Origin of the sequence: Paenibacillus roseus (assembly GCF_016424485.1) — a bacterium.
GTDB classification, from domain to species: Bacteria; Bacillota; Bacilli; order Paenibacillales; family Paenibacillaceae; genus Paenibacillus_D; species Paenibacillus_D roseus.
Genome location: NZ_JAELUP010000103.1, coordinates 475,398 through 488,517, shown reverse-complemented (window position 1 = coordinate 488,517; position 13,120 = coordinate 475,398). Strand labels below are relative to the sequence as shown.

At 53.9% G+C, this 13,120-nt stretch carries 14 protein-coding genes; 1 reads left to right on the top strand and 13 read right to left on the bottom strand.

The window, feature by feature from the left end; genetic code table 11:
• Position 1 precedes the first annotated feature (1 nt).
• Genes JFN88_RS19110 through JFN88_RS19100 form a run of 3 tightly spaced genes read right to left on the bottom strand, consistent with a single transcriptional unit; the run spans position 2 to position 3,134 of the window.
• Complete coding sequence (locus JFN88_RS19110; RefSeq protein ID WP_199020869.1) at positions 2 to 859, bottom strand: DegV family protein; 858 nt, start codon at positions 857 to 859, stop codon at positions 2 to 4.
• Between the two features lie 26 nt (positions 860 to 885).
• Entirely contained in the window at positions 886 to 2,760 is a 1,875-nt protein-coding gene (locus tag JFN88_RS19105; RefSeq protein WP_199020868.1) for a DAK2 domain-containing protein, read from the bottom strand.
• A 14-nt stretch (positions 2,761 to 2,774) separates the two neighbouring features.
• Complete coding sequence (locus JFN88_RS19100) at positions 2,775 to 3,134, bottom strand: Asp23/Gls24 family envelope stress response protein (protein ID WP_199020867.1); 360 nt, start codon at positions 3,132 to 3,134, stop codon at positions 2,775 to 2,777.
• A gap of 448 nt (positions 3,135 to 3,582) precedes the next feature.
• Here JFN88_RS19100 and rpmB point away from each other — a divergent pair, with 448 nt between their 5' ends.
• Entirely contained in the window at positions 3,583 to 3,771 is a 189-nt protein-coding gene (gene rpmB / locus JFN88_RS19095) for a 50S ribosomal protein L28 (protein ID WP_199020866.1), read from the top strand.
• Between the two features lie 235 nt (positions 3,772 to 4,006).
• Here rpmB and spoVM read toward each other — a convergent pair whose 3' ends face one another.
• The 10 genes from spoVM to def all read right to left on the bottom strand — a co-directional run bounded on the left by spoVM (position 4,007) and on the right by def (position 12,997).
• The gene (spoVM, locus tag JFN88_RS19090; RefSeq protein ID WP_036709866.1) at positions 4,007 to 4,087 is read right to left on the bottom strand and encodes a stage V sporulation protein SpoVM; all 81 of its coding nucleotides are present in this window, start codon (positions 4,085 to 4,087) and stop codon (positions 4,007 to 4,009) included.
• 134 nt (positions 4,088 to 4,221) lie between these two features.
• Positions 4,222 to 4,503, bottom strand: coding sequence for a hypothetical protein (locus tag JFN88_RS19085; RefSeq protein ID WP_199020865.1), 282 nt, complete (start codon positions 4,501 to 4,503; stop codon positions 4,222 to 4,224).
• Positions 4,503 to 5,159 (bottom strand): ribulose-phosphate 3-epimerase, encoded by a 657-nt coding sequence (gene rpe, locus JFN88_RS19080; RefSeq protein ID WP_199020864.1) that lies wholly within the window; start codon positions 5,157 to 5,159, stop codon positions 4,503 to 4,505. The genes JFN88_RS19085 and rpe overlap by 1 nt, the downstream gene beginning before the upstream one ends.
• Positions 5,160 to 5,162: 3 nt before the next feature.
• Complete coding sequence (gene rsgA / locus JFN88_RS19075) at positions 5,163 to 6,092, bottom strand: ribosome small subunit-dependent GTPase A (protein WP_199020863.1); 930 nt, start codon at positions 6,090 to 6,092, stop codon at positions 5,163 to 5,165.
• Positions 6,082 to 8,214 carry a Stk1 family PASTA domain-containing Ser/Thr kinase gene (pknB, locus tag JFN88_RS19070; protein ID WP_199020862.1) on the bottom strand — a complete coding sequence of 711 codons (2,133 nt, stop codon included), beginning with the start codon at positions 8,212 to 8,214 and terminating at the stop codon, positions 6,082 to 6,084. Before pknB ends, rsgA begins: the two co-directional genes overlap by 11 nt.
• On the bottom strand, positions 8,211 to 8,981 hold the full coding sequence (locus tag JFN88_RS19065) for a Stp1/IreP family PP2C-type Ser/Thr phosphatase (RefSeq protein WP_199020861.1): 771 nt from the start codon (positions 8,979 to 8,981) through the stop codon (positions 8,211 to 8,213). The genes pknB and JFN88_RS19065 overlap by 4 nt, the downstream gene beginning before the upstream one ends.
• Positions 8,982 to 8,988: 7 nt before the next feature.
• On the bottom strand, positions 8,989 to 10,035 hold the full coding sequence (gene rlmN, locus JFN88_RS19060) for a dual-specificity RNA methyltransferase RlmN (protein ID WP_199020860.1): 1,047 nt from the start codon (positions 10,033 to 10,035) through the stop codon (positions 8,989 to 8,991).
• Positions 10,036 to 10,145: 110 nt separating this feature from the next.
• Positions 10,146 to 11,552, bottom strand: coding sequence for a 16S rRNA (cytosine(967)-C(5))-methyltransferase RsmB (rsmB, locus tag JFN88_RS19055; RefSeq protein ID WP_199020859.1), 1,407 nt, complete (start codon positions 11,550 to 11,552; stop codon positions 10,146 to 10,148).
• Complete coding sequence (fmt, locus tag JFN88_RS19050) at positions 11,549 to 12,505, bottom strand: methionyl-tRNA formyltransferase (protein WP_199020858.1); 957 nt, start codon at positions 12,503 to 12,505, stop codon at positions 11,549 to 11,551. The genes rsmB and fmt overlap by 4 nt, the downstream gene beginning before the upstream one ends.
• A 6-nt stretch (positions 12,506 to 12,511) precedes the next feature.
• Complete coding sequence (def, locus tag JFN88_RS19045) at positions 12,512 to 12,997, bottom strand: peptide deformylase (protein WP_199020857.1); 486 nt, start codon at positions 12,995 to 12,997, stop codon at positions 12,512 to 12,514.
• Between the last annotated feature and the right edge of the window lie 123 nt (positions 12,998 to 13,120).

Below are 13,120 nucleotides of genomic sequence, written 5' to 3'. Positions count from 1 at the left end.
CTCACGCTCTTGTCATAAAAATTGCCGATGTTCCCGGGCCGACATGCGTGCCAATTACGGCGCCAAGCGTCGCATAGCTGACCTGCCGGACATCAAAATGCGCTTTCGCCAGTTCGTACAGCTCCATGGCATTGCCCTGATGATACGCCCAGGCCATTGAAATATTGACAGGTACGCCATCAAAATCCTGCTTCAGCAGTTCCATAATCCGGACCATCGCCTTGCGCTGGCCGCGCACCTTGTCAACAGGCGCCACCGTTCCTTCACGGTCGACGGTCAGAATCGGCTTAATATTCAGAATGGAGCCGAACAAGGCCGCAGCCTTGCCGATCCGACCGCCTTTTTGCAAATATTCCAGCGTATCCACCAGAAAATAAAACCGGATATCATCGAGCAGACGAGTAATCTCGGCCAGAATTTCCTCCTTCGCAGCGCCTTCGCTGGCCATCCTTGCAGCCGCTATGACCGGAAGGCCGAAGCCGTTGGAAGCCGACTTCGAATCCAGAATTGTAATCTCGTCCTCCCGATCCATCAGCGAGCGTGCGAGAATAGCCGACTGATACGTACCGCTTAAAGCCGACGACAGATGAAGCGATATAATATGCGCACCTGGATTCTCCTCCAGCAAGCGCTCATAAATTTCCATGAAATCAGCCGGTGAAGGCTGTGATGTGGTCGGCAACTGGTGTGAAGCAGCCAGCTTCTCAAAAAATTCATCCGACTCGATTGTAACTGAATCCAAATAAACATCTTGGCCAAAATGAACCTTGAGCGGCACCAACACGATGCCAAGCTCCTCCCGAATCTCAGGGGAAATATCCGCCGTGCTGTCTGTAACTATAATAATCTTTGCTCCCATTATCCGTCACGCCCTTTCCTTTCACGTTATTCTACGGCAAAAAGGTACGGATATAACGGCTGTCCGCCGCTGTGTACTTCAAGTTCAATCTCGGGATATGTCTCCCTGAGCCAATCCGTAAGCTCCTCTGTCGTCGCCTGCGAGGCGTCTTCCCCTGTCAGAACGGTCACCAACTCACCGCTGTCTCCAATCATCCTGGCGAGCAATTCCCTGCATGTCTGCTGCAAATCGGGCGAAGCGGAGACAATCGCCTTCTCCTGAATGCCGATAAAATCGCCCTCGGCAATAGTCAGATCGTCAATCACCGTATCACGAACTGCATGTGTCACCTGACCCGACTGCACGCTGCCGGCTGCATCCTCCATGAACGCCTCGTTGCGTTGCGGCGTCTCATGATCCTTGAACGCCAGCAGCGCCGCAAGTCCCTGCGGGATGGAACGCGTCGGCAAAACGGATACACTGCGCTCGCTCAATTCGGCGGCCTGTTGGGCAGCCAAAATGATATTGCCGTTGTTCGGCAGGATGAAAATATGCTCGGCCGACAGCGAATGAATCGCCTGGACAAAATCCTCTGCGCTCGGATTCATTGTCTGCCCGCCGGAAAGTACGATGTCTACATGATTATCGAGGAAAATACTCGCGATTCCTTCCCCCATTGCAACGCTAATAATGCCGTACGGCGCCAGCTCATGCACTTCCTCAGGCACAGTAGACGGCGCGGCTGCCCCTGTCAGCACTTCCGGCATAGCTGCAGCAAGCTCCTCGTCCTCCTGGTTGACATACCCGTTCCAGGCCGACGCCGTCTCGCTGGACTCATCATATACCGTACCGTCATGAAGCAGATTGCGGTGCTGCTCCCGCATATTCAAAATTTGAATATCCGTCAGTTCCCCGAAAGGCAGCGCCAGATTCAGCACATCGCCCGGCTTGCGCGAATGAACATGCACCTTGATGATATCCTCTTCCACAATTACCAGAATGGAGTCGCCATCTTGCGCCAACGCCCGCTTGAAGGCAGCCTCATCGAATTTTTTCCCTAAAGCCGCGCCCATCGTCCGGTGAATAAAAAATTCCATATCGTATAAAAATTCAATCGTTTCCGTAGCAAGCTGCGACTGCGCCGCTGCAGACGCAAAAGATACCGGCGCCGGAACGGACCCAGGTACTGCTCCAGCAGCTGTTCCCCTGGAAGGCTTGCCAGACGCAGGCCTGACCGCTCCGGTCCCGCCGGCCGCTCCGCCATCCCATACAGCAGAAGCTGGCCCGCTGCCGGCGCCTCCTGATAACAAACGAAGCCTTTGCAGGAAGCCCTCATAAATATAGACAAGACCTTGTCCGCCTGAATCTACCACGCCAACTTGCTTGAGTACGGGCAGCAAATCCGGAGTTCTTGCAAGCGCCTCATTTGCCTTGCTGCATACCTCTTCCAGCAATTCGGTCATATCCTGGGTGCGGCGCGCATAGTACACCGCATGCTTGGCGGCTTCCTTGGCTACCGTCAGTATAGTGCCTTCAACCGGCTTGACCACGGCCCGGTAGGCCGTATCCACTCCCTGCTGGAGCGCGGCGGCGAATTGCACGGTCCCTACCTGCTCCAAACCAGCCACACCACGGGAGAAGCCGCGGAACAGCTGAGACAAAATCACGCCGGAATTGCCTCGCGCGCCCATCAACAGCCCTTTTGACAGCGCCTCCGTAGCTTTCGACAGCAGGTCCGAAGGCTTGCCTCGCAGCTCCTGCACACCGGCTCCCATCGTCAAATTCATATTGGTTCCCGTATCTCCATCAGGAACCGGGAACACATTCAGCGCATTCACATGGTCAACATGCCGCTGCAAATTATCTGCTCCTGCAAAAACCATTTCAGTAAAGTCGCTTCCGTTAATAAAGCGCTTACTCATATAGAGACCCCTCCCTACCGAGATACGCGTACGCCCTGGACAAAAACATGAACATGATCGGCACGGATACCGACAACCTCGTTCAGCACATATTTGACCTTGGATTGGATGTTATGCGCCACTTCGGAAATTTTTATGCCGTAGCTTACGATGATGTATAAATCAATATGCAATAATTCATTCTCCCTCCGAATCTCTACGCCCCGGGACAGATTTTCCCGTCCGAGCAGTTCGGAAATGCCGTCCTTCAATTGCTTGCGGGATGCCATGCCTACCAGCCCATAGCATTCCATAGCTGCAGAACCGGCAATAACAGATATAACTTCATCGGCAATGTAGATGTTTCCGGATTCATTATTCATCTGAATAGGCACGGTGCTTCGCTCCCTCTTGTTCCGTTTCTTGTGTTCAACTTATTCACAGTATGCTCGTTCAAATCGTTTATTTGGAATATTCAGTCCTGCAGCAAGCTGGTATGTAAGGCTGTTTGAATGATATCGCCCTGCATGAAGGACTTGAAGGACTAATCAACATTGTACTATAAAAAAAAGGGATATAGAAGACAACAAGTTGAAATTCATCATCAAATCGCGTATTATCTGCTCTTTTCTTAATTTTAAGGGCGTTTTTGCAGCTTTGCGAAGCATACCACCCGACAAGCAATAGGATAACCAAATTAAAGCGAAACGAAGCAAGCTTGGGGACTAGATTTCAATTGGGGTTTATGCTATGATATTTTAGTGTTTATTTGCAGCGGTATGTAATGGAATGAAATTCCAATGATTTAGTTGTACTAGCAGTTCTTGAAGGAGGTGTATCTCAATGTCTCGCAAATGCTTTATTACAGGCAAAGGCCCAAGCACTGGCAACCACGTTTCTCATGCCAACAACAAAAACAAACGCACCTGGGGCGCTAACGTTCAAAAAGTTCGCATCCTCGTTGACGGCAAGCCAAAGCGTGTTTACGTCAGCACACGCGCGCTGAAATCCGGCAAAATTACCCGCGTTTAAGATCACACATTCAAAAAGCACCTGATTATTCAGGTGCTTTTTTATCGTTTCACGACGTTTCCATCCGCTATGCTTCACTTGCCAGAGCATGAGCCTCGTCCTTCAAGACGGCGAACCTGGCGCAAGCCTCCGCCGCCGATTATGCGCTTAAACGACTGATGAACCCGCGCGTGCAGAAGCCTGATCCGGTATACGTATGTTATTGACGTTTCGTTCGACAGCGGACACATCGGAACTAGTTTTTTTGGAAGGTGTTCAGGACTGCTTTTACAAATCCCCCCAAAAATTTCGGCAACTTGATCGTGTAAAATTTCATGCTCCATCCCTCCTCAGTCACGCTCATCGAATTCGATTTATTATATTCAGGACCACATAAAAAAGGTTACACGAGAATCAATTTTCTCATGTAACCATCCTATGCGCCGCGAGGCTGTCCTATTCCATGTCCGATTAAGGCTGAACAGGCAAAAGCTCCGGCTTCACAGCATATAAATAAACGGTCAAAATAACAATCACGATCAGGTAAAAGACCAGCGAAGTGAGAACAAAGGCAATACGAACCGCCCAGCGCTCAAAGGTTCTGAAAAAACGCAACCCGAGCAAAAACGCTCCCAGAGAAAAAAGAAATTTAAATATTCCAAGCCCCGGGAACATCGAGAATAACGTCAACAGGGTACCGCAGGCAAAGCCGTATAAAACAACCGCCCAAAAAGTCCGCCAACGCTCGCTCATCAAGCGCCTCCCGGTCGCAGCGCAGCAATAGCCGCGGCTCTGTCCGACTCATTGAACACCGCGCTTCCAGCTACAAGAACACCCGCTCCTGCCTCGCGTACCCATGCCGCTGTCTGAGTATTAACGCCGCCATCAACCTGAATCAGCACATCGCTTCTGCCGCGCTGCACAAGCATTTCCTTCAGGCGGGCAATCTTGGACAGGGCGCTATGAATGAATTTCTGTCCGCCAAAGCCGGGATTGACTGTCATAATAAGCACCAGATCCAGATCATCTACGACCTCCTCGATCGCCGACAGCGGTGTCCCCGGATTGAGGGCCACGCCTGCCGGCAGACCCTGCTCGCGAATCATATGCAGGACACGATGCAGATGCACGCAAGCTTCGGCATGGACCGTGATGCGGTCGGCTCCGGCACGGACATAATCGTTGATATACTGATCAGGGTTGGAAATCATCAAGTGAACGTCAAAGATAAGCTTCGAATGCGGACGGATGGCACCGACAATCGGAGCGCCAAATGTCAGATTCGGCACGAAGTGGCCGTCCATGACATCAATATGGAGCCAGTCCGCTCCCTTGCTCTCCACATCTGCGATCTCCTCAGCAAGACGTGAAAAATCAGCCGACAACATCGATGGTGCAATTATGGACATCGATCAGTACCTCCGCTTTCTATCTTTCATCTCTTCCATAAACAATGTGTAATTCCGGTGACGGCTGGACTCGATGCTGCCTTCCTCAAGCGCCTCCAGCACAGCACAGCCCGGCTCATGGATATGGGTGCAGCCCCGGAATTTGCAGGAAGGCGCCATCTCCCTCATTTCAAGGAAACAGTCGCCCAGTTGTTCGATGCCAAGCTCTGTAAAATCAAGCTGGCTAAAGCCCGGCGTATCGGCGACATAACCGCCGCCGCCCACTTCAATCAGCTCCACATGGCGTGTCGTATGCTTGCCCCGTCCAAGCCGATTGCTGATTGCAGCCGTCTCCAGCCCAAGGCCCGGCACAATTGCATTCAGCAGAGAAGATTTGCCTACCCCGGACTGCCCGGAGAACACGCTCAGATGGCCCTGCAGCCGCTCGTGCAGCTCGGCAATCCCTTCATGGCTCTGCGAGCTGGTATTGAAGACTTCATAGCCGATAGGCCGGTATATACGCTCTACCGCCACCATAGCAGCGGCTGCCTCCTCGGAGAGTTCCTCATTTTCAGTCAGGTCCCCTTTACTCAGACACAGTACCGCTTCAATCCCCGCATGCTCAATATGAACCAGGAATTTGTCCAGAAGCTGCAAATTAAGAACCGGCTCCGATACGGAGAATACGAGCACCGCAAGATCGACATTTGCAACGGGCGGACGAATCAGCTCCGAGGTGCGCGGACGCACCTCATCCACCGTCCCCTCACCGTTCTCCGTCAGCGTATATACGACACGGTCGCCGACGAGCGGAGAAAGCCCTTTTTTCTTGAAGATGCCGCGCGCGCGGCATTGAATCACGCCTGAAGCATCCTTGGAATCATCAGGCATGACATAATAGTATCCACTAAGAGCTTTCACAATCCGGCCCTCGCCCGACTTGTTATTCGTCATGATTGCCTTCGTGATTCTGGTTGCCCCCTTGATTGACATGTTCATTGTCGACTTCATGATTTACCTCAGGCTGCTCCTCCGGTGCCGGATCTGGAGGCGGAGCCATTCCCGGCACATTCTCGCCCTGGGAGCCCCCTGCCTGAACTTGCTCGTACGTTCTCGTAAAGGTGTCGACAAATTGATTATCCCGGTGTACCATAACGACCGCTTCCTTGCCAGGGGCCAGAATGACCTTGACAGGAATCGTCGTCCAATCGGAAATCTTTTGACTGCAGCATTCTATATTTTGCCCCGTCGCGTCCGAATAGACAATGCGCACTTCGCTCGTACTGCCGATCCGTGCCGGCGCAACGTTAATATTGAAAGTGAACGCCTTTGCATCAGCAGGCAGCCCTGAGCTGACGGTAATCGTAATTTCAGTTCCTACAGTCACTTGAGCTCCCGCTTCGTGAGGGAACTGCTCCAGCACTTCCCCGACAGGGCGATAGCTTGGCTCCTGTACAATCCCGTTGCCCGGCCCAAGCTTCAGCTTGTTGTCGCTAATTTTTTTGATCGCTTCCTTTTGAGTAAGACCGACCAGATTCGGCATATCAAAGGTTTCAAGTCCCTTGCTGACCTGGAAACTTACCGTTACTTTCTCGACCTCGAACTGCTCGCCCTTCATCGGCGTCTGGGAGAGAATCGTACCCGGAGGCTTATCCGAGAATATCTCCTCCTTCTTGATCTGGTCATCCGTCAGACCAAGGTTCAGCAGACTCGTCCTGGCATCACTAAACTGCTGGTCGACATAATCCAGCATCTCTTCAAGCTCCGGTCCGGTGCTGACATAGATCCTCACATAAGAACCGGTCTTCACAATCATATTCTGCTTGGACTGCTGGAACACCTGATCCTTGGGCACATCAGGCCTCGCTTCATAAATGATCGGGTCCTCAACTAGAAGCCCGACCGCCTGAAGCTCCGCTTTGGCCTCCGCCTCCGTCTTGCCTACTACATAAGGGACAGGGACCTCCTCGGTCTCCAGATCACTCAGGAATGCGCGCAGCCCCCAGAACAGCAAAGCCAGTACCAGCAAGGTTCCACCGAAAATAATAACCGGCTTCACCCACTTTTTTCCGCCGCCAGGCCGCCCCTCTTGTCTGCGGTCTGCACCTGCCGACGCGCTCGCGCTATTGTAACCCGAGAATTCCCGCTCCCGGTCATGATCCGGCTCCGAGGCGTATACAGCGCCTCCCCGAATGGCCGGCATGACGCGAGTAGCCTCCATATCATCGTCAAATTGCACCCTATCCTCGTCCAGCCGTTCAGACGAAAGACAGGTTTCCAGATCGCGCAGCATTTCAGCCGCGGAGACATAGCGCTCCGACGGATTTTTGCGCATCGACCGCAGAATAATATTTTCGACGCTTTGCGGAATATGCCGGTTCACAGCACGCGGCTCTTCAAAATGATCCTGTAAATGCTTGAGCGCTACACTGATTGGACTTTCACCCAAAAACGGCAGCTTTGCTGTCAGCATCTGATAAAGCACAATACCAAGCGAATAGAGGTCGGACTTCTCCCCTGTAATGACTCCCTTGGCGTGCTCCGGAGAGAAATAGTGTACAGAACCGACTACCGAACCGGTTTGCGTAATCGTAGAGGAAGTAACAGCGCGGGCAATCCCGAAATCAGTCACTTTGACTCTTCCGTTTTTGCCGATCAGAATATTATGCGGCTTAATATCGCGATGAATGATTTGATTATGATGGGCATGTTCCAGCGCATCGCAAATTTGGGTAGCAATTTTTACAGCCTCTTCTACCTGCAAAGGAGCGCGCTGCGAGATAATCTCATTCAAGTTGCTGCCTTCCACATATTCCATAACAATATAATGCGTATCATCCTCTTGTCCGACATCATAGATGCTGACAACGTTAGGATGAGATAAAGCTGCGGCAGATTGGGCCTCGCGGCGGAAACGGCGAATAAATTCCTCGTCATGAACAAACTGTTGACGAAGTACCTTGACTGCCACATTCCGTCCGAGCAAAATATCATGCGCCTTGAACACCAGCGCCATGCCGCCCTCGCCGATCCGTGCGAGAATCTCATAACGGCCGCCTAATTCATGTCCGATCATGTTATCCTCACCTCTTGCTCCTTGCTTGTATCGGCATCATTGTACAACAGCACTACGGTAATGTTGTCGTCCCCGCCCGCCCGCAAAGCCAGCTCGACAAGTTGCTCCGCCTTGGCGTCGAGATTCAGACCGCCCGCCTGCACCGTATCTACCATCTGCTGCTCACTGACCATATTGCTGAGTCCGTCACTGCACAGCAACAGCGTCTCGCCCGGCGCCCATTCCAGCGTCTGAACGTCCACTTCTACCTCTTTATCAGTCCCCAGCGCCCGCGTCAGTACATTGCGGCGAGGATGATTGGCCGCTTCTTCGGCACTGATCTGCCCGGTCTTGGCCAACTCGTTAACGAGTGTATGATCATTCGTAAGCTGGGTAATATCGCGATTCTTGATCTTGTAAGCCCGGCTGTCGCCGATGTGCGCAATAACAGCCCGCTGCTTGTCGGCAACAGCTGCAACGACGGTTGTTCCCATATTATGGTACTGCTCATTTTGCGCAGCCATATCATAGACAACCGCATTCGCCTGATGGATCGCCCGCACGACATGATGTGCCGCCTCGCCGTCATCAATGACCAGTTCTCTGCCGGCAAGCGCCTCGCGGAAGGTTTGCACCGCAAGCTGACTGGCTACGTCTCCCGCCTGATGTCCGCCCATGCCGTCCGCCACGATCGCAATCGCGATCGTACCGTCCTGCTGACCGACCCAAGCCTGATCCTCATTGACCAGCCGGATACGGCCGATATCACTTCGATTCGCCGTAATCAAACTCGTATCACCTCGCCTGAGATTCCATATGTTTGGCCCGCAATTGTCCGCATGCCGCGGCAATGTCATGGCCTTGCTCCCTGCGGATGGTCGCATTGACTTTCTTGCGCTCCAGAATGCGCTGGAATTCGAAAATATCCTCCCGCGGCGTGCGCACATATTTGCGCTCCGGCACGTGATTGACCGGTATCAGATTGACGTGACAGAGCAAGTCCTGAAGCACATCCGCCAGTTCCTCGGCATGTTCCGGGCGGTCATTGACGCCGCCGATCAACGCGTATTCAAAGGTAATGCGCCGTCCGGTCTTCGCCAGATAATACCGGCAAGCTTCCATCACTTCCTCGAACGGGAAGCGACGGTTGACCGGCATCAGCTTGGAACGAAGCATATCGTTCGGGGCATGAATCGAAATCGCCAGATTGATCTGCGTATTTTCCTCTGCGAACTTGTAGATGCTTGGCACAATTCCGCTTGTGGATACCGTAATGTGACGCTGACCGATATGGAGCCCCTTCTCATGAATCATAATCCGCAAGAAATCCATCGTTGCCTCATAATTTTCAAACGGCTCTCCAGAACCCATAATGACGATGCTGGAGATGCGCTCTCCGGTAGCATCAAGCATCTGTTGAGCGGTTACCACCTGGGCGACGATCTCGCCGGCGGTCAGATTGCGCTTCAGACCGCCGAGCGTCGAAGCGCAAAACGTGCAGCCGATCCGGCAGCCGACCTGAGTGGTTACACAAATGCTGTTGCCGTAGTTATGCCGCATGACCACCGTCTCAATCGCGTGGTTGTCATGCAATCCGAACAGGAACTTGACCGTCCCGTCCTTCGATTCGAACTTCGTAATCTCTTCCAGCGTAACAAAAGCAAACTGCTCATCCAGCTTCTCGCGAAGCTGCTTGGGCAAATTCGTCATCTCCTCAAAGCCTTTGACACGTTTTACATAAAGCCAGTCAAAAAGCTGGGCCGCGCGGAAAGTCGGCTCTGAATTGTCCTTCATCCATTGCTGGATTTGCTCCAGCGTGTAGTCGTATATGAACGGTTTCATTTTAATATCAACACCTGTTTCTATTAGCTGTCGTCGGCCTCATGCCGCAATCCGGCCGTGCCACGCCTATTTTACCATAAACGCCCCCGGCAATACTACCGAGTCTGTCTTTATCCCCGCCTGCGCAGGCGGGCAATAAAAAAGCCGTCGCTTCCGGCCTGATGCGGCAGAAGCTGCACCATGCCGCCAAAATCATCGCCAATAGCCCCCTTGGCTTTCAAGGATGCCAGCACCGCCTCCGGCCACTGTGTATCCAGTTCAAATTCACTATAATCCTGCAGGAAGCGCTCGACCTGTTCCTCATTTTCTTTCCGTTCTACCGTACAAGTGCTGTATACCAGCACACCGCCGGGACGGACCAGCTTCGAGCATGAACCGAGCAGACGGTGCTGAATGTTGGCAATCGCCGCAATATCCTTTGGCGTCTTGTTCCACTTCAACTCCGGCTTGCGCCGAATGACGCCAAGTCCCGAGCAAGGGGCATCCAGCAGGACAACATCCATCGAGCCCGGAGCAAAATGTTCTGCCAGCTCTCCGGCATCGCCGCTCATGGTGCGGATACAGGAGAGGCCGAGCCGCTCCGCCTGCTCCTCAATCAGCTTAAGCTTGTGCGGATGAAGATCATTGGCGAATACGCGGCCTTCATCGTTCATCTTCTCCGCGAGATGCGTCGTCTTCCCTCCCGGAGCCGCGCAGCAGTCGAGCACCTGCATCCCCGGCTGCGGATCAGCAGCTTCGGCAACCAGCATCGAGCTCTCATCCTGAACGGTCCACAGGCCATCGCGGAAGGATGGCGTATCGGCCAGATTACCCCCTCGCTCGACCACGATCCCTTGCGGGGCAAGCTCGGACGGCGATGCCGACAACTCCTGCTCCCGCAGTCGGGCAAGCAACTCTTCACGGGTTGCACGGAGACGGTTCACGCGAATGCTGGCATGCGGCGGCTCATTGTCCGACGCGCACATCGCCTCCGTCGTCTCCTCGCCGTATGCGCGAATCCAGCGCTCGACAAGCCACTTGGGATGCGAATATTCAAGCACCATACGGTCAGCCGGAGCGAGACCTTCCGGGATGACCAGTTCATTACGCCTGCGCAGCATATTGCGGAGCACGCCGTTGACCATCCCGGCAATTCCGGCATGTCCGCGACGCTTGGCAATCTGGACTGCTTCATTGACGGCCGCATGCGGCGGAATGCGGTCCAGGTAGACGAGTTGATAGACACTCATCCGCAGCAGCTGCCGAACCCAGGGCTCCAGCTTGTCCAGCCCTTTGGCCACAAATTTGCCCAGCCAGTAATCGAGCGTGCCCTGGCGCTGAATAGTCCCGTACACAAGCTCGGTTGCCAGACCGGCATCGGCACGTGACAATTGGGCTTCCTGCAACGCACGGTTTAACTGCAAGTTGCTGTATGCCTGGTCCGTCTCCACCCGGCGCAACGTATCAAGCGCGATATCCCGCGCTCCCAGAGGACGGCTTGCCGAAGGACGCTTGCCTTGTTTGCCTTGCTGCGTCATTGCTCCTCACCGCCAAGCACGGCATCCTCAGGAATTCGTGCTCCTTTCAGCCAATCTGATGCAGGCATCGCCTTCTTGCCTGCCGGCTGAATCGTCGTCAGCTCCAGCAAGCCGTCCCCTGTCTGAACAACTAATTTCCCGTCCGAAGCTGCCAGTGTCCCCGGCGTCTTCCGCCCAAGGCCGGCATTCGCCTCCGGACCTGCAATTACCCGGCACTCCCTGACCTTGAACACCTCTCCCTGGAAGAAGGTGAAAGCTCCGGCCATGGGTGAAAGCCCCCGGACCTGGTTGTCAATTTGAACAGCGCTGCGGTTCCAGTCGATCCGCTCATCCTCCCGTGTCAGGTTCGGCGCATAGGTCGCCTCCGCCTCGTTCTGGGGAACAGCTTCAGCCGTTCCGTCGATAATGGAAGGGATCGTACGACCGAGCAACTCCGCGCCGGCTGCGCTCAGCTTGGCGAACAAGGCGCCCGATGTATCCTCCGGCCCGATCGGAACCTCCACACGGCTGATCATATCCCCGGTGTCCAATCCTTCAGCCATATACATGATCGTCACGCCTGTCACCGTCTCGCCATTGATAACCGCCCGCTGAATCGGGGCGCCGCCGCGATATTTGGGCAGCAGTGAGCCGTGAACATTGATACAGCCCAGACGAGGCAGCTCCAGTACGCCGACCGGGAGGATTTGCCCGTAAGCGGCGGTTACAATAAGATCGGGCTTGTACGCCGCGACCTCGGCTACCGCCTCGGGGCGGCGCATTCTCTCCGGCTGCAGCACTGGCAGGCCGCGCTGCAGCGCGGCCTCTTTGACAGGCGGCGGCGTCAACGTCTTCTTCCGGCCCTTCGGACGGTCGGGCTGTGTCACCACAGCCACCACATCATAGCCGCTGTCGAGCAGCAAATTCAAAGAAGGGACGGCAAATTCAGGCGTCCCCATAAATACAATGCGCATAATCGGTTACCCTCCGTTCGAGCGGGGCCTTGCTGTAATGTCATAGACATTCTCCGCCAAATCCGTGAACAGAACGCCGTTCAGATGATCGATCTCATGCTGGAAAGCACGGGCCAGATAATCGGAGGCCTCGACGATAATTGCATTGCCGTCGCGGTCCTGTCCCTTCACCTTGATATCCTTGTACCGCAGCACATCGCCATTAATATTCGGGATGCTCAGACAGCCCTCCGGCCCAAGCTGCTCACCGTTTTTCTCGATAAGCTCCGGATTGACCATCTCGATCAGGCCGCGCTCATCCCCGACATCTACAACAATGACACGCTTCAAAATACCGATTTGCGGCGCAGCCAGGCCCACGCCCTCCGCATCATACATCGTCTCTGCCATATCGCGGAGCAACTTGTGCAGATTGGAATTGAATTTCGTGACTTCTTTGGCACGCTCCCGCAGTACCGGATCTGGATCTTTCACAATAATACGAATAGACACGGCTATTCCCTGCCTTTATCTTAATTTTTAATGCGGCTCAATACCGGCTCATGTCAAGCCCTGCTTTGATGCTGAGCCTTTTATGGTTGATAGTTATGATAAGCCAGCGCGTTGTATCACTCT